General features: G+C 51.8%; 20 protein-coding genes and 1 pseudogene. 11 read left to right on the top strand and 10 right to left on the bottom strand.

Annotated elements, in window-relative coordinates:
- Position 1: 1 nt before the first annotated feature.
- The 3 genes from G006_RS0101320 to G006_RS0101310 all read right to left on the bottom strand — a co-directional run bounded on the left by G006_RS0101320 (position 2) and on the right by G006_RS0101310 (position 3,712).
- Positions 2–1,273, bottom strand: a complete 1,272-nt coding sequence (locus G006_RS0101320) for an MdtA/MuxA family multidrug efflux RND transporter periplasmic adaptor subunit (protein WP_020481352.1) — start codon at positions 1,271–1,273, stop codon at positions 2–4.
- Positions 1,270–1,929, bottom strand: coding sequence for a CerR family C-terminal domain-containing protein (locus G006_RS0101315; protein ID WP_020481351.1), 660 nt, complete (start codon positions 1,927–1,929; stop codon positions 1,270–1,272). The genes G006_RS0101320 and G006_RS0101315 overlap by 4 nt, the downstream gene beginning before the upstream one ends.
- A gap of 310 nt (positions 1,930–2,239) precedes the next feature.
- Positions 2,240–3,712 carry an MBL fold metallo-hydrolase gene (locus G006_RS0101310; RefSeq protein WP_020481350.1) on the bottom strand — a complete coding sequence of 491 codons (1,473 nt, stop codon included), beginning with the start codon at positions 3,710–3,712 and terminating at the stop codon, positions 2,240–2,242.
- Positions 3,713–4,111: 399 nt separating this feature from the next.
- Here G006_RS0101310 and G006_RS0101305 point away from each other — a divergent pair, with 399 nt between their 5' ends.
- The 9 genes from G006_RS0101305 (at position 4,112) to G006_RS24625 (ending at position 12,691) form a co-directional block, all read left to right on the top strand.
- Positions 4,112–5,383: an OmpP1/FadL family transporter gene (locus G006_RS0101305; protein ID WP_020481349.1), complete on the top strand. Its 1,272-nt coding sequence runs from the start codon at positions 4,112–4,114 to the stop codon at positions 5,381–5,383.
- 72 nt (positions 5,384–5,455) lie between these two features.
- A complete protein-coding gene (locus G006_RS0101300) occupies positions 5,456–6,613 on the top strand; it encodes a pyridoxal phosphate-dependent aminotransferase (RefSeq protein ID WP_020481348.1) in 1,158 nt (385 codons plus the stop codon).
- Positions 6,614–6,701: 88 nt separating this feature from the next.
- A complete protein-coding gene (locus G006_RS0101295; RefSeq protein ID WP_020481347.1) occupies positions 6,702–7,316 on the top strand; it encodes an ATP-binding cassette domain-containing protein in 615 nt (204 codons plus the stop codon).
- Positions 7,316–8,548, top strand: a complete 1,233-nt coding sequence (locus tag G006_RS0101290; RefSeq protein WP_020481346.1) for a hypothetical protein — start codon at positions 7,316–7,318, stop codon at positions 8,546–8,548. Before G006_RS0101295 ends, G006_RS0101290 begins: the two co-directional genes overlap by 1 nt.
- Before the next feature lie 188 nt (positions 8,549–8,736).
- Complete coding sequence (gene ribA, locus G006_RS24630) at positions 8,737–9,393, top strand: GTP cyclohydrolase II (RefSeq protein WP_020481345.1); 657 nt, start codon at positions 8,737–8,739, stop codon at positions 9,391–9,393.
- Positions 9,371–10,087, top strand: coding sequence for a RibD family protein (locus G006_RS0101280; RefSeq protein WP_020481344.1), 717 nt, complete (start codon positions 9,371–9,373; stop codon positions 10,085–10,087). The genes ribA and G006_RS0101280 overlap by 23 nt, the downstream gene beginning before the upstream one ends.
- Positions 10,084–11,124, top strand: a complete 1,041-nt coding sequence (locus tag G006_RS0101275; RefSeq protein WP_020481343.1) for a zinc-binding dehydrogenase — start codon at positions 10,084–10,086, stop codon at positions 11,122–11,124. The genes G006_RS0101280 and G006_RS0101275 overlap by 4 nt, the downstream gene beginning before the upstream one ends.
- Positions 11,125–11,199: 75 nt before the next feature.
- A complete protein-coding gene (locus G006_RS0101270) occupies positions 11,200–11,577 on the top strand; it encodes a 6-pyruvoyl trahydropterin synthase family protein (protein WP_020481342.1) in 378 nt (125 codons plus the stop codon).
- A 13-nt stretch (positions 11,578–11,590) separates the two neighbouring features.
- Positions 11,591–12,691 carry a glycosyltransferase family 4 protein gene (locus G006_RS24625; RefSeq protein ID WP_020481341.1) on the top strand — a complete coding sequence of 367 codons (1,101 nt, stop codon included), beginning with the start codon at positions 11,591–11,593 and terminating at the stop codon, positions 12,689–12,691.
- Between the two features lie 4 nt (positions 12,692–12,695).
- Here G006_RS24625 and G006_RS29465 read toward each other — a convergent pair whose 3' ends face one another.
- Positions 12,696–12,893: a DUF6316 family protein gene (locus G006_RS29465; RefSeq protein WP_442785756.1), complete on the bottom strand. Its 198-nt coding sequence runs from the start codon at positions 12,891–12,893 to the stop codon at positions 12,696–12,698.
- Positions 12,894–13,259: 366 nt separating this feature from the next.
- Between G006_RS29465 and G006_RS0101260 the strand changes: the two genes are divergently transcribed.
- On the top strand, positions 13,260–13,790 hold the full coding sequence (locus G006_RS0101260; RefSeq protein ID WP_020481340.1) for an REP-associated tyrosine transposase: 531 nt from the start codon (positions 13,260–13,262) through the stop codon (positions 13,788–13,790).
- A 465-nt stretch (positions 13,791–14,255) separates the two neighbouring features.
- Here the strand turns inward: G006_RS0101260 and G006_RS29460 are convergent.
- The 4 genes and pseudogenes from G006_RS29460 to G006_RS26785 all read right to left on the bottom strand — a co-directional run.
- Positions 14,256–14,519: pseudogene (locus G006_RS29460) on the bottom strand (GIY-YIG nuclease family protein); the annotation flags it as partial.
- Positions 14,520–14,690: 171 nt separating this feature from the next.
- Entirely contained in the window at positions 14,691–15,380 is a 690-nt protein-coding gene (locus G006_RS0101250) for a hypothetical protein (RefSeq protein WP_020481338.1), read from the bottom strand.
- Between the two features lie 186 nt (positions 15,381–15,566).
- Complete coding sequence (locus tag G006_RS0101245; RefSeq protein WP_020481337.1) at positions 15,567–16,550, bottom strand: lysylphosphatidylglycerol synthase transmembrane domain-containing protein; 984 nt, start codon at positions 16,548–16,550, stop codon at positions 15,567–15,569.
- Complete coding sequence (locus G006_RS26785) at positions 16,550–17,668, bottom strand: CDP-alcohol phosphatidyltransferase family protein (protein WP_020481336.1); 1,119 nt, start codon at positions 17,666–17,668, stop codon at positions 16,550–16,552. Before G006_RS26785 ends, G006_RS0101245 begins: the two co-directional genes overlap by 1 nt.
- Before the next feature lie 257 nt (positions 17,669–17,925).
- Between G006_RS26785 and G006_RS0101235 the strand changes: the two genes are divergently transcribed.
- Positions 17,926–19,518 carry a sulfatase-like hydrolase/transferase gene (locus tag G006_RS0101235; protein WP_033193968.1) on the top strand — a complete coding sequence of 531 codons (1,593 nt, stop codon included), beginning with the start codon at positions 17,926–17,928 and terminating at the stop codon, positions 19,516–19,518.
- A 41-nt stretch (positions 19,519–19,559) separates the two neighbouring features.
- Here the strand turns inward: G006_RS0101235 and G006_RS0101230 are convergent, their stop codons facing one another.
- Both G006_RS0101230 and G006_RS0101225 read right to left on the bottom strand, forming a co-directional pair.
- Positions 19,560–22,724 carry a DEAD/DEAH box helicase gene (locus tag G006_RS0101230; protein WP_020481334.1) on the bottom strand — a complete coding sequence of 1,055 codons (3,165 nt, stop codon included), beginning with the start codon at positions 22,722–22,724 and terminating at the stop codon, positions 19,560–19,562.
- On the bottom strand, positions 22,721–23,590 hold the full coding sequence (locus G006_RS0101225; protein WP_200860418.1) for a hypothetical protein: 870 nt from the start codon (positions 23,588–23,590) through the stop codon (positions 22,721–22,723). Before G006_RS0101225 ends, G006_RS0101230 begins: the two co-directional genes overlap by 4 nt.
- Positions 23,591–23,791: the final 201 nt, after the last annotated feature.

Here is a 23,791-nt window from a genome sequence, read left to right as displayed (position 1 = left end):
CTTATCCGCGCCGCCTACGTTTGCCGGGTTCGTCTTCCGGCTTGGGATGCAATTCCGGTTTTGCGGCGACCGCTTGTCCGTCTTTCTCGGCCACATCCACCACGCCGCCGTCCTTGACCCGGTCTATGCCGGTGAGGATGAGCTGTTCGCCGGGGGCCAGGTTGTTTTCGATAGCCACCTTTTCGCCTTCGCTGGGGCCGGGCTCGACGCGGCGCAAATGGGCAATATTTTCGGCATCGACCACATACACAAACGCACCCTGGGTATCGTGTTGCAAGGCGGCGCTGGGTATCTGTGTGACGCCATGCAAGGTATCCAGATGCATGCGTACGTTAACAAATTGATTGGCGAATAAGGTTTGCTCGAGATTGTCGAATTGAGCTTTCAGTTTAATGGTGCCTGTGGTCGGGTCGATTTGATTGTCAAGCGCGGTAAGCTTGCCTTCCGCCAGCTTCAGCGCGCCGCCTCTGTCGTAGGCCTCTATTTTAATAGCCTGACCGTCACGATAGTGCTTCACCACCTCCGGCAATTTATCTTCCGGCAAGGTGAACACCACGCTGATCGGCTGTAACTGGGTGATGACGACCAGACCGTTGGCGTCGTTGGCGCGAACGATATTGCCCTGATCGATCTGCCTTAGGCCGGCGCGACCACTAATCGGTGCAGTCAGCTTGGCATAGCTCAGTTGCAGCTTGGCGCTATCGACCAAGGCCTGATCCATTTCCACGTTGCCTTGATATTGCTTGACCTGCGACGCCTGGGTGATGGTTTGCTGGGCGGCGATGGAATCTTGAGCCAGCAAGGTTTCATAACGGGCATGATCCAGTTCGGCGTTTTTCAACAGCGCCTGGTCGCGCAGCAACTGGCCTTGGGCTTGTTGTAATTGCACCTGAAACGGCCGCGGGTCGATTTCTGCCAGCAGATCGCCAGCTTTGACCATTTGCCCTTCGCTGAACGCGACTTTTACCAGTTCGCCGTCCACTCGCGGCTTGACGGTCACGGTACGTAGTGCGGTGACGGTACCAAGTGCATTCAGATATACCGGAAAATCCCCGCTGCTAGCGGATTGGATGGCGACGACGGCCGGAGCGTCTTGTTGCTCAAAAAATCGCCGGCCTTTGCCGCCACCGCGCTCGGCTTTGACGTCCGGAGCTGCTTCGCTATGCTGAAAATAGACGCCGGCGCCGGCCAGACTCACAACCAGTATTGCGCCGGTCCACAACCAGGGCCGGCGCTTGTTCGCCGAGGGTAACTCGGAAATTCGTTGGTTCATGCTTGGATACGCTTAGGTAAAGTTTGCGAACGGATGGCGCGGATGCCGGCCAGCGAAAAATCCACCACATGCTCGGCAAAGGCGCCGATGTCACTAAGATCAGTGGGGAGGGCGCGCTGCGGCCGGGCTTGTTGCATTTGTTTCAGACGCAGTAATTGAAAGCATTGGCCCATGATGCTGGCATGGCAATATTGCAATTGTTGCTCGCTGGCGTCCTGGCCCAGGCATTCGCGCAGCAAGCCGAACATTTGTTGGCGCTGCGGATTAATTTCCTTTTCCAGAATGTCGGCCAGCAAGCGGGTCGGTTGCGCCATTTCCTTGTGAATAATCGCAAATGAATACGAATCGTCGCTGGCCAAGCGGCGGATTAGCGATTTGATGCGCCCCGCCAGCTGCTGTTCCACGGGGGCCTGGCGCGACACGCCACCGTCGGGCGGGTACTGGACCAGTTCGTGGTTGAAGGCATGGCGCCAGGCTTCCAGATACAGGGTTTGCTTGTCGCCAAAGTGATAATTCACCGAGGCGATATTGGCTTGTGCTTGCTCGCATATGTCGGCGATGGTCGTGTCCTGATAGCCTTTCGCGGCAAAAATCCGGCTGGCGGCACTCAATAATCGCTCGCGAGTTTTCTCTGACTTGGTTTTTAGGTCAGTCATGCGTAGTTCCGGAGCGATGAGTGGTAAATGTGAAATTGGTAATTCAAATACGCATTTAACTAAGCACTCTACGTGCCAACTTTTAAGATGTTGCGTTTTAAAGCGTCTAGCCGCGTTGGCTTAGCTAGAGTGTTTGAAATTCAGCAGCGATTGGCTTCGAGGTGTTGATGGCGGGGCAGAGCTTACTTGGTGCTGAGGCGCCCGATCAGCGGGCTGAAGCATCGAACATCTATTGGTGTTTCTGAGTCAATTCTCTCAGCGCTGAGATTGAGGCGCCGGCCTTCGGCCATCGCCTCAATTATTGACCTTCTTAACGGGAGGCTTTAGTTATGCCGATGACGTTGCGCAGATCCCCCAACGTCACCACACGTGGACCGTGCAATGCAGCGATCTGTCCAACATCCAATTTAAGCCTTTGAATATTTTCATACAGATTTAGCGAATAAGGGTTCACGGAAGTGGGAGCCGGCGCGTTAGAGGCTTGCGGGGTGTAGGCGTCGGCTTCTATCAATATCTTTTCCTTAGGTAAATACACCGCAACAAATGCGTCGTTGTGACTATTCCCAGCCAAGGCATGAATTTCAATATTGCGTTTACCGTCCGAAATGACCTGCTTCCCGTCAAAGCTAATGAAGCTTGCGGTTTTCTTAGATCTTTCCAGGTTGTCGGGGTTTAGGCTGTGGGGAGCAGACCAGATTTTTTCGTAATAGGCCTGATTGGGCTGATGGGTGACGATAGTGGCGCCGGCATCGACAAAGGTACGCAAACCGCCGCTGTGGTCAAAGTGCGCGTGGGTGTTGATCACATATTTAATCGGTTTATTGGGGATGGTTTCCTTGAGTTTTTCAATCAGAGCCAATGAGCGTTCTTCGTTTTGTGGTGCTTCGACCAAGACGATATGGTTTAGCTGCTCGATAGCCACGCTATGGTGAGTCCCGCCGGTCAAATAATACACACCATCCGCGAGTTTATTGGCCGCGACGATGATGTTTGGTTTCTTGGTTGCTTCTGCGTGTACCGGAATGTTAAGTATCGGGTTGGCTGTTACGGTCGTGACGTTCAAATCCAATACCGGATAGCCACCTATTAGACGCACGATGTGGCTTGGAAATAGGCCGCCGTCAAATGCCTTGTATTCACTGTATTGGGTTTCCACCAATGTATCGCCAAGTACCGGGTTGTCGATCCAAGTTTTGACGTTAGTCAGTTGGTGTTTGCCGTTCAGTGTCCCCACATATCGGTACTTGCCATCCAATGTGAACGTTACTTCGCTGTTGTCGCCTTTATCTTCGACTCTAGCCTGATGGCTCTGCGCCGCTCTTAAGAAGCCTTGTGGGCTGGCCCAGATTTCGGCGGCACGTTCTTCGATGGCTGCCGGTTGCGTGGTGATGCTGGGCGTTGCGTTCGCTGCGCCGGCGGCCGCTGGCGCAACGTTCCAGGCATACGCGCCGCTGATGAATTGATCAACCTTTTGCTCGGTGGGCTGTGGCCGATTCCGTCCTGGCTCTATCTCCTGTAAACGGCTAATTTGCACGCGGGCGCTGGCGGTTTCGTAATTGATGTCGGCGGTGTAGCTTTTTACCGCGAAAGGCGGCCAAGGCAGATCTGGATTGGGAGCTTGTCCGAACTGATACCAGCGGCCGGTACCGCTAAATTCGATGGATTTGACGTTCGTCACGCCAGCGGCGTCGCTGGCCAATTGGATACTGTTTTGATGCAGCGAACTACAACCAGTGAAAATAAGCGCGGTTAAACCAGCCGTTCGGTATAGCAATTTGTTCATGTTAACTCCTGTCTGTTTGAAATAAGTTGTACTGAAGTTTGGTTGGGTGTGGGTCGATATACGCGGTCTGTTTGATTCCAATTGGAGGTGAGTTCAGCAAGAGCTGTGCCGCTTAGCCGCAAGCCGCAAATGCGGCAGACCCAGGGGATGGTTTGGGTTGAAGTGGAGGGCGATATGCTGCTCAACTAGCAACAGTTGCTGCTCAAGTGTTTATGCAGAATCAATTCGGATTTCTGTGTCAGGCCCGGTTATTAGAACAGTATTGGCGTTCTACGCGGTTGGTGTGGCGTATGCTGTCGTTATGCTAATATTTGAAATACACATCGAAATATATCGTTTTTAAAGAGAGTCTAGCGCTGTATAGAATTTTCCTAAGCTTTTCACTGAGGGAAACCTTGTATGTCGTTCTCAAAAATTTCTCTAGCGTTGTTGGGTTCCGTTACCGCGATGGCGGCATACGCGCCTGCCGCGAATGCCACCAACGGCTATTTTGCCCACAGCTACGGCGCCAGGAGCAAAGCCTTGGCGGGGGCGAGTACCGCTTTTGCGCAGGACGCGATTATTTCCGCGATTAATCCTGCCGGTCTGGCGTATGTCGGCGATCGTCTGGATTTGGAGCTTGAATTATTCAGTCCGCATCGCGAGTACCGAGTTAACGGCGGCGGCATGTTAGCGACTGGGTCGGTCGAAAGCGACAGCGAGTATTTCCCGGTGCCGGCCTTGGGTTGGAGTTACAAATTAGACGCAGAGCAAACCCTCGGTTTGGCCATGTATGGCAATGGCGGCATGAACACTGATTACAAGCCGCTGGTCAACGGCAATGGCTTGTTTACCGGCGCGAACGGTACATTTGGCGCCGGCCGCACCGGCATCGATATGGCGCAGGCCTTTATCGTCGGCACTTACGCGCATTCGTTTGCCAAAGGCCGATATGCGTTGGGAATTTCGCCGATATTCGCGGCGCAGACTTTCAAGGCAAGAGGTTTGAGTACATTCGGTCAGTTCGGTTTTTCCAGTGAACCGGATCATTTATCGGATCAGGGGCGCGATTATTCTTTCGGCGCCGGTTTTCGGATAGGCGGTTTGGCTGAGTTGCTGCCAGGGCTGCGGCTGGGTGCGTCTTACAAAAGCCGCATCTACATGTCCAAGTTTGAACGCTATTCGGGCTTATTTGCCCAGGGCGGTGGTTTCGATATTCCGGACAGCTTTAATGTCGGTTTGTCCTGGGACGTTACCAAGGCGCTGACCACCAACTTTGATGTCGAGCATATCCGCTACAGCGAGATTAAATCGGTCGGCAATACCTTTCAGGGCAATTTGCTGGGGTATGCCGACGGTCGCGGTTTTGGCTGGAACGACATGACGATTTATAAAGCCGGGGTGCAGTGGCAGCAAAGCCCGGATTGGATTTGGCGCGGCGGCCTAAGTTACGGGCAGCAACCCATCGAAGGTTCCGAGGTGCTGTTCAATATTCTGGCGCCTGGGGTGCAGGAATGGCACTTGACCGGCGGCTTAAGTCACGCGCTTAGCAAACAGGACGAACTCAGTTTTGCTTTCATGTATTCCCCGCAGAAAACCATCACCGGCCCAAATCCATTGAGTCCGGGACAATCAATCGATTTGTCGATGAGCCAGTTTTCCTTGCAATTCGGCTGGTCGCGGCGCTTTTAATCTATTCAACACGCTCCTAACTTCAAGCGCCGTTACGGCGCTTCTTTTTAACTGACTTTTAAAAAATTGCCGATGATTTTCCCCGCTGCTAACCGGATCGCCAACTTACAGCCATCCGACATCCGTTTAATGACCCGCGAATGCGAACGCGTTGGCGGAATTAACCTGGGGCAAGGGCTGGGTGATTTGCCGGCTCCTGCACTGGTGCGGGACGGTGCAATCAAGGCCATTCAATACGGCCTCAACACCTATACGCCTTCCGAAGGCGTGCCGCCATTACGGCAGGCGATTGCCGCCAAACTGAAGCGCGACAATGGTTTGGAAGTCGATGCGGATACCCAGATCGTGATTAGCGGTGGCACGACGGGTGCATTCGCAGCCACCTTAACGGCGCTATTAAACCCAGGTGACGGCATTCTGCTGATGGAGCCTTACTACGGCTACCATCTGAATACGATCTTGCTCAACGGCCTGGACCCGCAGTTTTTAACCTTGACGCCACCGACTTTCGCCCTCGACGAAGCTGAGTTGCGTGCCGCCTTAAAACCCAATACCCGGGCAATCGTGGTCTGCACGCCCAGCAACCCCAGCGGGAAGATCTTCAGTGCCGCCGAGTTAGCAATCATCGAGCGAGTGGCTGAACAACACAATCTGTTGGTCATTTCCGATGAAATATACGAATACATCACCTATGACGACGTGCCACATATTTCCCCGGCCAGCGTCGGCAGTTTGGCCAAGCGTACAGTCAGTATCATGGGCTTTTCCAAAACCTTTAGTATCACCGGTTGGCGCCTGGGCTATGCGGTCGCCGAACCTGCATTGGCGCAGGCGATAAATTTGGTTAACGATTTACTCTACGTCTGCGCGCCGTCGCCTTTGCAATACGGCGCAGCGGCGGGCTTGCAGGCGCCGCCGGACTATTTTCAGCAGCTGCGAGCACAGTATCAACGCAAGCGCGATATCATTTGCGCCGGCCTGCAGGCTGCTGGGTTGACGCCGCTGGTACCGCAAGGTGCTTACTACGTATTGGCCGACATTGCCCATTTCGGTTATCCCACAGCCAAGGCCGCAGCATTAGCTATTTTGGAACAGACCGGTGTCGCCAGCATCCCGGGCAGTTCGTTTTATCAAAGCGCCGCTGGCGAAGGTTTGATTCGGTTTTGCTTTGCCAAGGATGACGCTACCTTGCAGGAAGCAGTCAGGCGTTTGAGCACATTTAGCGTTTAGCTATGTCGCACCATAAGATAGAAATTTTACGAGTTGATCATAAAGCGAATTGTCGACAAACTAAATTCAGTCGAATCTTGAGTTTCCCATGTTACGTGCCGTTGCCTTAACAAAACACTTCTCTGGGAAACAAGTTATTGCTAACTTTTCGTTTGCCTGGAGCCGCCCTGGAATTTATTTAATCGCCGGCCCCAACGGCGTGGGCAAATCGACCTTGCTATCGTTACTGGCAGGTGCACAGGTCGCCGATGCCGGCGAGGTATTTGTCTGCGACGCTGACCTGAGAAACACTCCGTTGTCGGCACGGCGACGTTTAAGCTTTTGTCCTGCCGATTGCCCGGTGTTTCCGTTTCTCACCGGCCAAGACTGGCTAGGGCTGTTAGGGTCCGTGCGCGGACAACTGAATCGCCAGGTTTTGGATCAGCTGATGGATGGCTTTCAACTGCACGCGCAGCTGCACACCCGCTTCGATCAATTATCGCTCGGCACTGCCCGCAAGATTTTATTGCTTGGTAGCATCGCCGCCGATACGGAGATATTGCTATTGGACGAACCCAGCAATGGCCTGGATGCCGAGTCGCTGGCGACGCTACAGCAGGTCCTAAGGGAGCAGGCCCGGCAACGTTTGATTATCCTGTCTTGCCACGAACCGGCTCAACGGCGGGGATTTGACATCAGCCCGGAGCGCACCCTGTCGTTATAGTGAAATCGTTAGCCCCAGGCGGCAGAGCATTATTTTTTCAGTTGTTAGGCTGGCGTTTACGCTTTTATGCCGATGCCAGCCTCAAATTGCTGATTCGGCGTTGGCAAATCTGGTGTTTGCTGCTGTTTACCCTGTCGCCGGCGGATATGCCTTTTGCCGCGCAGATACAAGTTCTGTCCAAACCGGTAGAGTATTTGTTATGCGGATCGGACGCGATGCTGGCCTGGCTTGGTGTATCTATGCTGGCAGTGGCCTGGACTTCGGTGCAAGCTGACGCGCTGCGCGGCGGCGTACCCTGGAATTATCTGCGCTCGCTACCGCACATCGCGGCGCTGGAAACTAATCTGGACGCGTGTCTGTTGTTAATTGCCGACTTACCGCTGTTACTACCGTTTATCGCCTACGAATTCAGCCGTTATTACGTCAATCGGAGTTTTGATATTGACTGCCTACTGGCTGCGGCATTGGCCGTCCAGTTATTGCTTATTCAACAAGGGCTGTTGCGCGGCGCGAAGTTATACGCATTTTTGACCTTCGCTATTTCGCTTTGCGCGCTAGAAATACACAGCCTTGAGAGCTCTGGCATTGTGGTGGCTGTTATGCTTTTAGGCGGCCCGATTTCCGCAGCAGGGTTACAAACACAATGGCGTAAGCGAATAGTCATCGATAAGCCGGGCCATCGCCGACGCTTCGCCAAGCTATCACCGCGCTATCATCCGCTCGCCAATCTAATACTGATCAGTCTGCGCAGCTTGGTGCAGCACCAAGAGCTTAGGGCCAGCTTGCCGCTGCTGGTTTATCTGGGCTGCATCGTCTGGTTCGGTATTATTTGGCAGCGGATTGGCTTACAAACCCCGGTGGCTATCGGCCTATTGCTAACTAGCGTGATTCCGCTGCTGCTGCAAACCGCGAGCCTGGGAATTACGCTACATATCGGCCGTAAACCCTTGCACGCTTTGTATGCCTCAATGGGCATCAGCCAACAGTGCTTGCTGCTTGCGGATTTGCTGATAGTGGAAGCGCTGTTTTCGTTCTTGGTGCTGGTACCGATAGTGATACTGCACCCTATTCTTGGCATTCGCTCAGTATTGATACTGCCCTTGGGCAATATCGGCTTGGCCGCTTTAGCATGGCATTATGCGCTGGACCAAACGTACAAGCCGCGAATACTACCCAAGCTGATGGTATCGATTTGGTTTTTAGCCATGTGTTACTGGTTTATTGCCTTTTAAAAAACAGCTCGCCGCGCCTATCGCCAAAATGCTGCCGAGAAGCTTGTAAATCAACAACCATCCAGCAATTACTGTTTATATATCAACACACAATTTGCAATGATCCAGCTTTTTGTTCGCGCAAACAACGACTTGAAAAATGGCACATAAATTGATTGTTGAAAGGAATTAAGCATTTATCGAACACCATGTCCAAACCTACCGTTTCCCGACTTGCCAGCACCCGTATCCCCACGGCGTATGGCGATTTTCAACTCTGCTATTACAGCAACACCCTGGATAACAAAGAACATTTGGCTTTTGTGATGGGCAACGTCACGGGCGCAGAAAATGTATTGGTGCGTATCCATTCAGAGTGTTTTACCGGCGATGTGCTGGGCTCCAGACGTTGCGATTGCGGGGAACAACTGGACCGCTCCCTGCAATTGATCGCCAGCCAAGGTGCCGGCGTTTTAGTCTATTTGCGTCAGGAAGGGCGCGGCATTGGCTTATTGCAAAAAATGCGCGCCTACAATCTGCAAGATCAAGGTTACGACACGGTGGACGCCAATCTGTTGTTGGGTCACGGTGCCGACGAGAGAGACTATTCATTGGCGGCCCGTATTCTGGAAGAGCTGGGTGTCCATTCGATACGCCTGATGACCAACAATCCCGCAAAGATTCATGCCTTGGAAAGCGAAGGTATCCGAGTCAACGTCCGTTTTCCGTTGGAAGCCACAGTCAATGCCGACAACGAAGGCTATTTGCTGACCAAAGTTCGACGCATGGACCATTTATTGAAAGTCAAACCTGCTGCTTTTAGGGTAAGCGTGACAACCGCGCATGATTGTGAACCAGCAGATTGAGCGCTGGCTGACTGCCCAAACCGCGTTTTCCGAATCAGCCGAACGGCCGTTTGTCACACTGAGTTACGCGCAAAGCTGGGACGGCAGCATTACTACTCGCGCCGGCGAAACTCTTGGCTTGAGCGGCTCTGAATCGCGGCGTTTAACCCACCAACTCCGCAGTCTGCACGACGGCATCCTGGTCGGTATCGGCACAGTGCTGACCGACGATCCGCAATTGACGGTCCGGGAATGCTCTGGAAAAAGCCCGCAACCCATTGTCTTAGATAGCTGGTTACGCACACCCCCGACCGCTCGCCTGTGCCAACGCACCGACAAAGAGTGTTGGCTGTTAACCTGTTTAAAACCGGATGGCGAATTTGACGGCAACGCCGAAATCATCACCTTAGAGGGTGATGACGATGGGCGTGTTGACCTGTCGGCAGCCCTGCAACGGCTTTGGGAAAAAGGCATCCGGACGCTGATGGTAGAAGGCGGCAGTCAGGTCATCACCGCGTTTTTAAAAGCTCAGCTGGCCGATGCATTGGTTTTGACCATTGCGCCGACTTTGGTCGGCGGATACAAGGGCGTCGGCAATCTGGATTTGGGCTGTAAAAGCCAGTTGCCGCAAATTCGTCCACTGCATTCGCAGATGCTGGGACCGGATTTGATCATGTGGGGCAATCTGCATTATCGGGAGGCCGCTGCAGCGTGAAAGCCCATCAGCTTTGGTTTACCAATCCGCGTGCCGTCGAAATCCGCGAGCAGCCATTGCCAGCGCTGGAGCCCGGGCAAATGTTGGTAAAGAGCGTTTGCTCCGCGATTAGCGCCGGCACCGAGATGCTGGTTTACCGGGGACAATTGCCCACCGACATTGCGTTGGATGCCTCGCTAGCAGTTTTACAGCAGCAAGCCGCTTATCCCTTGCAATATGGTTATGCCTGTGTAGGCCAAGTCGAAAAAATCGGCGCTGGCGTCGATGCCGCTTGGTTGGATAAGCGCGTGTTTTCGTTCCAGCCGCACGCCAGCCATTTTGTTGCCACGCCAGATCAACTGATCGTTTTACCGGAGGATATCGAAGCGGAAGCGGCGGTGTTTTTAGCGAATATGGAAACAGCCGTTAATCTGGTACTGGATGGCAGTCCGGCGTTGGGGGAACGGGTGGCGGTTTTAGGGCAGGGCATCGTTGGCTTGTTGTTATCGAGTGTATTGGCCCGTTTCCCCTTGGCGCAGTTGCTGGCTGTGGATGACATCAACAAACGCCGCAATTACGCCGAATGGTTGGGCGTGCATCAAGCGTTCGATCCCAAGTCTGACAGGCAAATAGCCGAATTGAAAGACGCTTTAAGATTGCCCGTGGAACTATCGGCAACGCCGAAATCCGGCGCCGATCTGATCTATGAAGTCACTGGCGCGCCGGAAGCTTTGAATATGGCTATCGACTTGTGCTGCTACTCCGGCCGTATCGTGATCGGCAGTTGGTACGGCAACAAGTCCGCGCCAGTGCAATTGGGCGGCGTGGCCCATCGCCATCGCATCAAATTCATCAGCAGTCAGGTCAGCAGCATTGCGCCGGAATTATCCGGACGCTGGGATAAAGCCCGCCGCTTCCAAGAGGCTTGGGAAATGATTCGACGGTTAAAGCCGCAAGCGCTGATCAGTCATCGCATGCCAATCGACCAAGCAGCAGACATTTACAAGCGGCTGGATCAGGAACCGCAGCAAGTCTTGCAAGCCATATTTACTTATTAAAACTCCAACGCTATTTACTTCCCCTATTTTTTCAAACAGGGGAGTAGTCACCAAAGAACCCAAGGAAAAAATAATATGTACAGCGTAGCCGTCAGTCGAGATTTCATCGCCAACCATTATTTAATCGGCGGCGACTGGGGTAGCGAAAACCAACCCCACGCCCACCATTACATCGCGGAAGTGCGTATCGACGGCGAGCAATTGGATCAGCACGGTTATCTGGTGGACATCGTCGCCATCGAAGCGGCTTTGGATGACATCGTGGCGGATTTTCGCGATCAAATACTCAACGATAAGCCGGAGTTTGCCGACTTGAACCCCAGCATCGAGCACTTTAGCCGCATCATCTGCGAAAAAATCGTCGCCGCCGTTAATCCACCGGGAACAGGCAGGTTGCGGGTAAAACTCTGGGAAAACGCGACGTGCTGGGCGGCTTACCGTTTGGTGTTCTAAACCGGCAAACATCATGCACATTGGCTTGCTGGTCGTTGGCGATATGAATAGCGTCAGCGGCGGCTATCTGTACAACCGCAAGCTGGTGGCTTACCTGCAAAGCCGGGGCGATCAAGTCACCATCATTAGCCTGCCGCCGCGCAATTATTGGCGGCAGCTGGCTGAGAATATTACCGGCGATTTATTGGAAAACATCGCCGCTGCCAAGCCGGATATTCTGATTCAGGATGCCATGGTTCATCCGGCGGTGTGTTTTTTGAATCGGCGCATCAGCAAGCAACTCAGCATCCCGCTAATCGCCCTGGTACATCTGCTGACCAGCATCGACCAAGCACCTTGGCACAGAGCCTGGTTTTATCGGATTGTCGAACGCCATTATTTGCAAACCGTGGACGGCATCATCGCCAACAGCCAGACCACCCTAACTCAAATCCGCGAGCTGTTGGCCGGTGCGTTACCACCGCACTGCATCGCAGTGCCCGCCGGTGATAATTTTGCCCATGACAATATAAACCCGGCAGCCGTTTTGAAGCGCGCGCTGAAGCCCGGACCGCTAAGAATAGTGCTGGTGGGCAACGTCATCCGCCGCAAGGGCTTACATGTTTTGATAAAAGCCCTTAGCCAACTGCCGGCCCAGGACTACCAACTCAGCGTGGCAGGACGGCTGGATATGGAACCCGGCTATGTGGCGCAAATTAAAGCCCGGATTCGAGCTGCCGGATTGACGCAAAGCCTGTCCTTGCTCGGCTCCGTGCAAGGCGAAGCATTAGCCGACTTATACCGGCAACATCACCTATTAGTCATGCCGTCTGCTTATGAAAGCTACGGCATTGTCTATGTGGAAGCCCAGCAATTTGGCTTACCGGTGATCGGCACAAGGGCCGGTGCTGCGTGGGAGATTATTCGTGAGGGGGAAAACGGCTATTTGATCGAACCTGAAAATCATGGCGCCTTAGCCAATTTATTGCACACCCTGCATCAGAATCGTCATCTACTGGCGCAATTGGGCGTCAATGCACTGCATGCCTACGCCGCCCAGACAAAATGGGAGACAAGTTGCGCCGACATCCGCGCTTTTTTATCCGGTCAAGTCAGGGCCGGGCAAAGTCGATAAACGCTCAGCTATTCGCCAACAACCGCGTCCGCCTGCAGGCGAGTCCCTGTCGCGCGTAATCGGCAACATACTGATACAACGCCAATTGGGCATTGGTCTTGGAGGAAAACGGCCCTCTCCTGCCTTCCCGAGTCAAAAAATACCAGGCGGGAAGACCGGTATCAGGATTAACCACTGATAAAAATCGTTCGGTACGAAACATAGTATTTTCTTTGTAAAGTCTTGATATAAGAAAACTCATACCATTATTTATGCCGTGTTTTTAAGCCTTGCCAAGCCTGACTTTATTGCGCCGGATTAGAAAAAAATTGTTGCTGGGGATGCTGATACTGTTGGTGGGGTGTTTGGAAAACAAAGTGTCATGGTTTTAAAACATTTGATGGGTTTCGCTTTGCTCTACCCATCCTACGGTCCTGGTACTGTTGCTTGGGTGCTTGGAAAACAAAGTTTTGTCATTTCAAGACATGACTCACTGGGTTAGGCTTGGTCTAAACTCAATGGGCCTTGTAGGATGGGTAGAGCAAAGCGAAACCCATCACTAACCTCAAATTTATCCTGAAAAATAAAAATGACCGAATACCGTCGCCATCGAGTCCAAGGTGGCACTTACTTTTTTACGGTAAATCTGGCCGATAGAAGCCAAACACTATTGACCGAGCATATTAAGATTTTGCGAGAAGCCTTTCGTACGGTTAAGCAAAAGCATCCATTTACAGTGGAAGCAATTGTAGTATTGCCGGAACATCTGCATGCCATTTGGACCCTACCTGAGGGTGATGATGATTTCAGTTTACGTTGGCGACAAATAAAATCAGAATATTCCAGGCATATTGAAATTGGTGAGAAAATTTCCCATAGCCGTATTCGTAAAAATGAAAGAGGAATATGGCAAAGACGATTTTGGGAACACCGAATAAAAGACGAGAATGACTTTGCCAGACATGTGGATTACATTCATTTCAATCCGGTAAAACATGGGCATGTAACAAACGCTGCGGATTGGCCTTATTCATCGTTTCATCGATATGTTAAGCGAGGGATTATTCCCGCTAATTGGGGCGGAGTGGCGGGATTGGAAAATGATTTAAACTTGGAATAACGGTGGTTATGGTTTTATTTGATGGGTTTCGCGTTGCTCTACCCATCCTACGGTCCTGGACTCAAACAGTTCTGTAGGATGGGTAGAGCAACGCGAAACCCATCGTTAACGTCATACGGAACCACCGTATGTTTCCTCGTAATAATCTCTAAGCGATTTACCCATATAAGTCCAATGCGGACTGGGTTGAACGCTATGCTCTATCCCCAAAATCTGTCTTGTCGCAGCAGTTAGAGACATTTCTTCGTGATTGAAGACGATTTTTTTTGCTGAACAAACCGTGGCAATAGATGGCCCATGTACTGATAGCAATTCGGCACCGATTGGAATTCCCATCTCTTCGAAATTCATATTTGGTCGTTTGGATTTTAATTGTTCAGCAGCGATTACTGATTCCTGATCCAACGAAGTAGGCTGTTGTTCTATTTCGGCAGTTGCGTCTTCAGTATGAAGAAGTTTCAGTATTGCTATTGCCTGTTCAGGTTCAATCCTGAAGAACTCTCGTTTGGGATTAATCCGATTCGGAGAAAAGGCAACATGCAGAGCTTTTTCCACTTCTTCTGCGTTTTGCACCTTACAAGCATATTGAATCTCAAACGGTACAGGGACGCCTGTCGTGTAAAGTTGAGCGATGCGGGAGTTTGCGTCTTCTTGCGTTGTATACCCAATTTTTACCAAGCCAGGCATTGCCGAGTTAGTTAGGACGTATACGATATTTAAAGTGGCCATTTACTTCAGTTGCCTAAGATTAGAGATCGTTGGCATCATTATAGCCATAGGTATAAACAAAGCCGGCTGGGCGCCTGCCAAGACAAAACCTAATAGGGCGCAGTGATACTAATACTCAAGCCACTGGTGGTAGATGGGCTTCCTTTCGTCAGCCCACCCTCTCAAACGAATTTAATCCGCCGCAAAGCAATAAAAATAACCCGCGCCGCCGGTGCTGACCAGGTTTTCCTGGCTGCAGCCTTTGCTGTCGTGGGTAGAGTTCCAGGAGACATTGCCGCCGGTGGCGCCGCGGTTGGTGCGGTCGGAGTGACCGACGCGCACCGAGCCTTCGCCGCTGCTGGTGTAATTCTTACAGGTATGGTCGGCGGCATCGGTGTAGGCGCGGCCGTCCGGCTTGGAACCGGTGATCAGGTCGTGCTGGTTCGGTGTAGCGCCCACGCCATTGATCTGCGCGCCTTTTTCGGTGAGGTTGGTGGTGCGATGCACGTTGTTGCCCAACTGGCCTAACTCCACGGTGTCGCCATGCAGGTGGGCAACGTCGTTCGCGACAATCGCACCGTTGGCATTGGCCCAAGGTCCGTTGCCGATCCGGTCGCGGGCATTGATCGCAGGTTGGTCGGCGGTGGCTTGGGTGCTCAAATAGGCACGCCAGGTGCGGTTGCCGGCACCGGCATCAGTCGCCAGTTTTTGGCAATGCGCATCGGCGCCCGCCAGGCCGCCCAGATCTGCACCCTTGCCGGAGCCGACACTGGTGACAAAGAAGCCTAAGGGCGGCTTAGAGGCGTCGCTGGGGGCCTGTTGAGCGAAGGCTGTGTTAGCGCTCAGAATGAGCAGGCCAGCAACAAAGCTAGTTTTTTTCATGCATTTTCTCTCTGATTATGGGTTATCAAAATGGATACCTTGAGCAAGGTTCCCGCCCCCAAAACTGCACTAATCGTGCCGTATTTATTCACCAGGAAATGCTGTCGTTGAGCAGCATGAATGCGTGCGAGCTGTTGCGATACAGACAGAGCTTGCTGATACCCTGCCTTTAGATAAGCACTTGCGCTACCTACTTGCCTGTAACAAGCGCAAGCAACCCAGGCCGCCTATGAGAATAATGGCATCGCGTAAGCGCATTAAGGCAATCAAGCCAATCGCCGCATCAGCCGGCAAACTCAAGTATTGAAACGCCCAAAACAGCGCCGCCTCCAAGGACCCAATCCCGCCCGGCAACGGTAATAAAAAAGACAGGCGCATGGCCACCAAAATGACCAGGAACGTAGACATATCCAAGGCAAGATCGAATACGCCGAGCAGTAGCCATAACTCCAATAGCAAACCAGCCCAGCCGCACAGAGAGAATAGAAAGGCTTTGCATAGTGCGGGCTTACCTGATGCGACGGCTGCCTTTAAGTCGCTACTCAAACGCTGCCAATGCATTTCGATGTGTTGTAAGCGCGGATGATGCTGCCAGCGCCGGGCCAGGCGGTTTAGCCAGGCTAATACCCGTTCCGGCCGCTTTAAAATAAACCAGCCGAACAACGATAAAGCCAGCAAGATACCGGCAAGTACCAGCAGGATTTCCCGCCAGTTGGTGACAGCGCCGACCGGCGAAACCAGCAACAGCAGCACCGCCAGGACCAGGATGCTGAAGTTGATCCACAGCTCGTAAAACCTATCCAGACCCAATGTCAACAACGCCCCGTGCAGCGGCAAATGGCAACGTTTGTACAGCCAGAAAATCTGCAAAGGCTCACCGCCGAATTGAGGGCCGGGCGTGATAAAGCTGACGGCTTGGCCGGCTTGGCGAATCATCAATAACTGACCAATGCCGACCGGTAATTTCAGCAAATTACTTAGCATCCACCAGCGCTGGGCCGCCACTAGAATAATGGCAAGATTCAAGCCTATCCAGGCCAGCCATTGGCTGATAGATAACGCCTCGATACTGCGGGTGATGGCGGCAAGCGGCAATTGGCTGAGTACCGCTCCGATCAGCAGCAACGCCGGCAACCACAATAAAACCGGCAGCGCCTTAAGCCAGGTCATCAGGACCCGTCATAAAGTTGAATCCAGTCGTCGCCCCACGAATACAGACTATAGCGGCCGGTGCCCAGCAGCAAAATCCAGCTGGCAGCGAAGATCAACAAGTAAGACAGAACAGGATTACTAGCGGGCGGATAATGCCAACCCAACAAGACGATCACGATCAACGCTCCCAAGCGTCCGGCCAAGCCAAGCAAAACCAGAGTAGCGCCCAGCGGCAAGCCAAAAACCAACAGCTTGTCCGCCGCATCGATTGCATCCCTCATCAGCAAAAACAGCAGCAGCGCTAACAAGATACGTAAGCCCGGCTGAAAATACCGCTCGCTCCATTCCGCCAAATTCTGATAAATCTGCGGCGTTAACGCACCGCATACCACCCACCAGTCCGCCGCAAATCCGAACAGTACCGGCAACATGAAGGCAATCCCAGCGATGGTAGACAACTTAGGATCAAGCAAAGGCCAAAGTGCCACCGCGACGAAAGCCATTTGAAAACCCGCCAGCGTGCGGCGCAGCGGATTAGCCGGTAAGGCATGTAAGGGCAAACCTCGTAAACTGCGGCGCTGCAAGCCCCATCGATAAACATAGTAAGCCATGCTCAACAGCAGATAAGAGATATGCAGTTTCCCCAAACCGATCACCAATAGCGGCGCGATCACCAGCCCCAACGCATCGAAGCTAATATCCAATTCATTACCCAACAGGCTTACCTGTCCGTTGCGGCGAGCCGCGAAGCCGTCCAAGCGGTCGAGGATGGCCGCCAGCGTGTAAAACAGCGCCGGCAAGCAAAGATAAGAGGCAAGCGTTTGCTGCATAAACAAAAATCCGCCGGTCAGCGCGATGCAGCCGCCGCGCAAGATGGTTAAACGGTTGCCCCAGCCGAAGCTACCGTAAAGCGGCGCGTCCAAACTGGCGCGGTTCAACGGTAAACGCCGCCATGCGCATAGGCAGACATAAGCCCAGATTAGACTGGCGCGAAACAGCCAGAGGCCGGCGAGCTGCCAATCCTCCGCAACGCTGAATAAACCAAAACCAAGCAGCAGCACGCCCAAGCCCAATTGGGTGATTACGCGCAATTCCTGCTGCAGAAAATTTAAGTTGGCATTCTCGGTTGCTTGCATGTGTGTCTGTTACTGAGTCGGATTGGTCGATAAGCTAAAGCAGAAGCTGTGCCAGTTTGGCGTTGTTTTTGCTAACAAGCACTGTCAACCTTAAACACTCAACATCGCATCCGATCCAGCATGCCCGCCTCAGCAAACTTAAACTCACTTTATCGGCAACGCGTTTGCCGCCCAAATTTAACCGCCTTACGGGGATATAGATGCTAGGCGATAACAGAATTTTCAATCGTCACCGGAGCGCTCACTTCGCAAGCGGTTTGAATAGTTTCGCGGTGATTTATGTATTGGTGGCTTTACTTATTCCCAACCGCCTCAGCTCCATCACGTTGGAGGCTTTTGCTTACCTGCCGCTGGAAGGGCTATTGCTCGGCCTGGCGTTACTGGTGCCGGGCCGGATAGGGTTACTGCTTCGTCTATGCGCCGCCGGTCTGCTGGCGACGGGGATCATCTTTAAAATGGCCGACATCGCGGCCTATCAGGTTTTCGACAGACCGTTCAATCCGGTGCTCGATTCCCGCTTTCCGACGGACGGGATGAATCTGCTGCAAGGCACGATAGGCCGGATTGGCGCCATCGTCGTCGCCGGTTTGCTCATTGCCTTGTTACTGAGTATTTTTTGGTTGACCAACACCTTGCTGCGCCTAGTACAAACGCTGTTGCAAAGTGCCGCGCAAATTAGCGGCACAGGTTTAGTCGCCGGCCTTTTGGCTTGGAGCGCTTGCGCCTTAGCGGGCTGGCCGCAGGCCGGCAAACCGTTTTACGACCTAATGACCCAGCACGTTGCCAGCATCCGCAGCGGCATGGCCGATCTGGAAAGTTTCAACAACATCGTCGATAGCGATCCTTATGCCGCAGTACCGGACAGCGCATTGTTCGAAAAATTGAAAGGCAAGGATGTGCTGGTGGTGTTCATCGAATCGTATGGCCGGACCGTGCTCGACAAAGCCGATTACGCTGCCCACATCCGCCCGTTGCTGCAACAAAGCAGCACCGATCTCGCCGCAAACGGCTTGTCGGCGCGTAGTGCTTACCTGAGCTCGCCGACCTACGGCGGCATCAGCTGGCTGGCGCATGGCACGCTGATGTCCGGATTATGGATCAATAGCCAGACCCGCTACGACCGTTTGGTGATGAGTCAACGTCCTTCCCTAAATCGACTGTTCCACCGGGCCGGCTGGCGCACGGTGGCGGTACAGCCGGCGCGTACGATGGCCTGGCCGCAAGGCGAATACTTCGGTTACGACCGCATCTATGCCGCGCAGGACTTAGGCTACAAAGGCCAAACCTTCAACTGGATCACGATGCCGGACCAATACACGCTATCGGCCCTGCAAGCTTTGGAGCGCAAACCCGGCGCGCGCCAACCGCTGATGGCCGAACTGGCCTTAATCTCTTCGCACGCACCCTGGACGCCTTTACCGGAACTAGTGGACTGGGATCAGGTCGGCGACGGCAGCATTTTCAATCAAGCCCGTTTCGGCGATACCCCGGAAGTCGTCTGGCAAAACACCGAGCGCATCCGCGAACAATATCGAAAATCCATCGAATATGCGCTGGCAAATATCGTCTCCTACGCGATTAACTATGGTGACGACAACCTGGTACTGCTGGTGCTGGGCGACCACCAACCGGCACCGTTTGTGACCGGGGAATCCGATAGCCACGATGTGCTGGTGCATCTGATTAGTCGCGATAGCAAGGTGATGGATGCAATAAAGGATTGGCAATGGACGGACGGCATGCTGCCGGCCAGCGATGCGCCCGTTCTGGGCATGGATACATTACGAGAGCGATTTATCGCGGCGTTTTCCCGTCGGACATCAATCATCAGACTAACATCAAAATTTTAGAGAGTTGCTCTTCGAATAACTCGATTGCATTGTTAATAACGCTAACTTTCGAGTTGTTTCCAAATTGCATGATAAATACGCCCTGATTCATTACCCAAAGCATTGACCCATGCTTTAGCCTCCATTTGGCTCAATTTATTTCTAACTTCAGTTAAAGATTGTTTACCAATTGCTCCCATTGATTTGGCCAGAGGTATAGCTGCCATTCGCGGCACGCCTAACAAGCGCAGAGCAATAGCGTTGTCATCATTGACGCCGTAGTAAGCGCGGGAAGGTAAATTGCGCAAGGGGCTGTCTTCTTCAAGATCTCCAGTGGTCATGGACAACAAAGCACCCAATCCCCAAGAAGCAGTTTGGGTCAATTTACCAAACAAATTCTGACCACATTTGGTTATATCATCGGCAAAATGGGTTTTGGCTATCGTTTGTACCGGAATACCGTTGACCCAATCTTTTAATATCAAGGCTAATTTTTGACCGTCAGGGTTTTGTCCACCGGTAACTTCTTTAAGGTTTTCTTTCAACTCTGGCACTTTAAGCAAAATACCCATCATTTTTTGCAAATCGGTGTTGTTCTTATGAAACAAGGTTTCACTATTCCAGACAGTGGCTTTGATGCCTTGCTCGTTTACTGTTTTAAGTGCTGTTCGAATGCTTTGCAGGGAAAAACCCGTACTGTCCACCAACTTAATGAGCTGCTTGCGAGACTGTTGAAAATCGCTGACGTAGTTGCTTATGCCGCTGAGCAGAGTACGCGCTTGCTTTGGATAGTGTTGACGCAAATGCTCAAAGCCAAAGGTACCGCGTAGGATTTCTTCGATTTTGTCGACAAAATCAGGCGGATAATCCATTTGGCGGTAAGTATGAGTCAAATATTGCAAAAATGATGACCATTCTGGATGATAAAAAATAGCTCTTCCTAAATCTTCCAATAAATCTTTATCGAGTTCATGAGCTAATTTTTGGGCGAGTTCTTGAGTCTCTATCACCATAGAAATCAAAGCCGAATTCAAATCTCCACTTTGCTTGTCGATAAATTTTGCCAGCTTTTGCGCCTTTTCGTCATTGTCGGCAACCAATGCGACCACCCCTAAACTACCTTGATCAACCCTTCCGGCACGGCCTGCAATATTCCAAAAATCTTCCGGCGGCATGTCTTGCCCATAAGGGTATTGATGCGCAGCCATTACGACACCGGCAACCGGAAAATTGACACCTTGGGCAATCGTGGTGGTGGCGGCTAAAAAATCAATCTCGTTATTTTCAATCAGCCATTCCATCAAAACTCTGGTTTCATCCGACAAACCGCTGTGATGAACACCGACGCCATAGTTCAGTAAATCAATCAGCGGGAAACCATCTCCATATTCCAGACGCAAAAAGTCTTGCACTAAGCGGATATTTTCGGAAAGCGCCGAACGATGATTGCACTCTAGTTTTAATTTGTCCGCTAGTGACCAAACATTTTTTGGCGAACTGTGCATCAGGATGATCGAACCGCGTTGCTTTATGCTTTGTGCTGTTAATGCGGCTAAGTTGCCTTGCTTATTAGCTTGGCTATAGCTATGTCGGTCGTTTGCTTCTTTGGGCAAAGCAAGCTTGGAATCAATACTTAAAGTTTTTCGTGTCGTGTGTTTGGGTTTAAATTGCAGTTGGTAGTCATAGCTTCTACGATTAAGCGGTGCGCCTTGCTCTGCCTGAACAATGCCGATGACTCGATCATTGGGTTGCCAATCAACACTTAAACTGATGTCCTGTGAGTTAGCCTCGCCCAGCCAACGCGCTACTTCACGGGCGTTCTTGATAAAAGGGGTCAGAAGCAAAAATTGCGCGTGTTGGCACTCCTTGTTGATGGTCGCCAGTAACAACTCCAAGCGCAAACCTCTGGTTTTATCTTGAAGCGTGTGGGCTTCGTCGACTACTACCAAAGTCAAAGGCCGCCCAACTTTGGTTTCCAATTCCTGCCTTAACATCAGGTCGAGTTTTTCAGGCGTGGTCACAAGCACACGGAATGCGCTACGTTCATCTTGTTCATGCAGCAGCTTGGTTTCGATGCCGTCAATTTCCAAAGCCGGGCTAACTTGCTCAACGCTAACACCCAAAGGTTCAAAATCTCTTCGTAAACGCCGCGCTACCTGATTGACCAAGGCTTTGGTCGGTGCAATATAAGCCACCCAACCGCGCTCGGGTTCAAATTGGTTTAAGGCTTGCAAAATACGGAACTGGGCAATCAGCGTTTTGCCGCTGGAGGTGGGCAAGCTGACCACTACGGCACGACGACTTGAACCCAACAAACCTTGTTCTGCCAAAGCACGGCGTTGTGGCGGTAGTACATCAAACAGCACTTTATCGCCCCGCCCCCTGTCAACCAGACTTCTGACAAATGCGGTGACTCGCGAATTGACAGCACGGGTAACCGTCCAGATCGAATTGTCAGTTAATTGTTTAGCGCAAGATGCCAATAAACGGGTCATCGGTGCAAGCGTAGAACAGCCGGTAGGTTCTAATGCCGCCAGAGCACGATCAAAGTGCATATCCAGCAAAGGACGAATATGAAAACTGCCTTCAACTACGCCATCGGTTAGAAAATAAGCCATGATTTCAGCCGCTTTTGCCAAATGATAAAAAGCAATCAGTTCCATTGCCGATATCTTGGCATTTGCGCCGGATTGGGTTTGCAGGTAATCCGCTTCAAATTGGTTTTGGCTTAGACGTAGGTCGGCAACCAGTTCCAGCACAGCATCGCGATCTTTCCAACCGTGTTTGCGGATGACACGCAGCCAAAGCTCCAAAACGGTGGTCCAGGTCCGCTCTCCCCAACTGACCGAACTCAAGGGCAATGTAGGCCAAGTTTTTTCGCGTAGCATTCTTGTAGCATCTGCACCTTTATCGCCGATCACAGCTAAGGCGCAGTAACGCAGCACCTGTTCCGCTTGTGCAATCGGTTCGGGTTTGTCAGGTAAGACGCGGAATAATCGGAAGGCATCGGCAGCGCATTCACGCAATTGGTCTTGATTGTCTTCGTTGATACCATCAAGCAATAAGTCAAGTACCACGAGCTCCAACGCTTGAGCATTGCGTTCGATTAAGCCGAAATCAATATCGACGGGGGGTTGCAATAAGACTTGGTATAAAAGCGCTTTATTGGCTTCGTTTTGGGCAAGTGCCAGACCATCACGCAGACTGTCCAATAACCAGTGGCTCATGACTGCGCTCCACAGGATACTAAGCGCGGCAAGTCAGAAATAGCGTGCGGCAGATAAAGTGCCTGTAAGTTACAAGTACTTGGCGGGCTTATCTGCTTTGCTAGGCGTTGTGCGCGACTTTTTAAATCGTTCTCAGCAGGCGCAGTATCGCGGATTAAGACACCAAAAAGGGCGATGGCCTTGTTGCCGGAATTGAGAAATAAAGCAACTGCCGCATTAAATTGGTCTTCATGTGGCGAGTTTTTACAGCGCGGCTGAAGATAGAGCAGCAATTGATACAAAATGCTTAAGTTTGTCGCCAGCGTTTCCAGTTGCTGAGTTATGCCCTTATTACCGTACATCACATTGGGCGGTGTTGACTTATCGCTGGATGCTTTTACTTCGCCAAAAACAAAGCGAGTTTCGTTTCCCAACTCAATAAGACCAATTAAATCGGCACCGGGTAAACTAGTTTTGGGTGTGCGTTTATCGCGCTCAGTATTCCAAGGCCAAATAACCCCGTGTTTTTGGTTGAGCCAAGCTTCGGCCAAGGCTTCAGCAACAGCCCAATCACGTCCCTCAGGTGTTTCGGCAGCCAATAGTGCATCAAGGCTAGTTTGAGCAAAGCCTGTTGTTGCCAAACCACGTAAATGCACTTTGAAATCATCTTGGGCAGCTTGATCGTGCAAACGTGCAGCAACATCCTTTTGTAAAAAGGTGTGGTAATGGTCAGATTGCTCCAAGGATTTTCCCTCCCAAGAGACTGCGCCATTAACACCTCTGTATTCCAAATTCTCCACGAATGCCTTGATTGCTGTTGTTAATAGAAAATCGTAATAGCTAGCATAGCTCCGATTAGCGATAGAGTAACGGAGGACTGTTGCCATCAAAACGTGCGATTACGCAAGCTGATCGCACGTTTTGAATGACAGCTTGTTTGCCTTTTCCTGTGACAGCAAATTAAATTATATCAGTCAGCAAAGGGTCGAGACGGTGTAAAAATGCAAAAATAAGATTCAAAAATCTCCCCACTCGACGAGTTATTTAATGTGCTTTCTGAATAAATAGTCCCACTTGGCGATCTTGGT

The sequence above is a fragment of the Methylomonas sp. MK1 genome, from assembly GCF_000365425.1.
In the GTDB taxonomy this organism is placed as follows: Bacteria; Pseudomonadota; Gammaproteobacteria; order Methylococcales; family Methylomonadaceae; genus Methylomonas.
Note: the sequence above shows the minus strand (reverse complement) of the source record. Positions and strands in the feature narration are given on the sequence as shown.

What these genes read in the sequence shown, in the direction of transcription:
- G006_RS26785 (WP_020481336.1), bottom strand. Translation starts at nt 17,668, where the DNA reads ATGCAAGCAACCGAGAATGCCAACTTAAATTTTCTGCAGCAGGAATTG.
- G006_RS0101270 (WP_020481342.1), top strand. Translation starts at nt 11,200, where the DNA reads ATGTACAGCGTAGCCGTCAGTCGAGATTTCATCGCCAACCATTATTTA.
- G006_RS0101300 (WP_020481348.1), top strand. Translation starts at nt 5,456, where the DNA reads ATGATTTTCCCCGCTGCTAACCGGATCGCCAACTTACAGCCATCCGAC.
- G006_RS29465 (WP_442785756.1), bottom strand. Translation starts at nt 12,893, where the DNA reads ATGTTTCGTACCGAACGATTTTTATCAGTGGTTAATCCTGATACCGGT.
- G006_RS0101320 (WP_020481352.1), bottom strand. Translation starts at nt 1,273, where the DNA reads ATGAACCAACGAATTTCCGAGTTACCCTCGGCGAACAAGCGCCGGCCC.
- G006_RS0101230 (WP_020481334.1), bottom strand. Translation starts at nt 22,724, where the DNA reads ATGAGCCACTGGTTATTGGACAGTCTGCGTGATGGTCTGGCACTTGCC.
- G006_RS0101260 (WP_020481340.1), top strand. Translation starts at nt 13,260, where the DNA reads ATGACCGAATACCGTCGCCATCGAGTCCAAGGTGGCACTTACTTTTTT.
- G006_RS0101250 (WP_020481338.1), bottom strand. Translation starts at nt 15,380, where the DNA reads ATGAAAAAAACTAGCTTTGTTGCTGGCCTGCTCATTCTGAGCGCTAAC.
- G006_RS0101295 (WP_020481347.1), top strand. Translation starts at nt 6,702, where the DNA reads ATGTTACGTGCCGTTGCCTTAACAAAACACTTCTCTGGGAAACAAGTT.
- ribA (WP_020481345.1), top strand. Translation starts at nt 8,737, where the DNA reads ATGTCCAAACCTACCGTTTCCCGACTTGCCAGCACCCGTATCCCCACG.
- G006_RS0101280 (WP_020481344.1), top strand. Translation starts at nt 9,371, where the DNA reads ATGATTGTGAACCAGCAGATTGAGCGCTGGCTGACTGCCCAAACCGCG.
- G006_RS24625 (WP_020481341.1), top strand. Translation starts at nt 11,591, where the DNA reads ATGCACATTGGCTTGCTGGTCGTTGGCGATATGAATAGCGTCAGCGGC.
- G006_RS0101315 (WP_020481351.1), bottom strand. Translation starts at nt 1,929, where the DNA reads ATGACTGACCTAAAAACCAAGTCAGAGAAAACTCGCGAGCGATTATTG.
- G006_RS0101225 (WP_200860418.1), bottom strand. Translation starts at nt 23,590, where the DNA reads ATGGCAACAGTCCTCCGTTACTCTATCGCTAATCGGAGCTATGCTAGC.
- G006_RS0101310 (WP_020481350.1), bottom strand. Translation starts at nt 3,712, where the DNA reads ATGAACAAATTGCTATACCGAACGGCTGGTTTAACCGCGCTTATTTTC.
- G006_RS0101245 (WP_020481337.1), bottom strand. Translation starts at nt 16,550, where the DNA reads ATGACCTGGCTTAAGGCGCTGCCGGTTTTATTGTGGTTGCCGGCGTTG.
- G006_RS0101305 (WP_020481349.1), top strand. Translation starts at nt 4,112, where the DNA reads ATGTCGTTCTCAAAAATTTCTCTAGCGTTGTTGGGTTCCGTTACCGCG.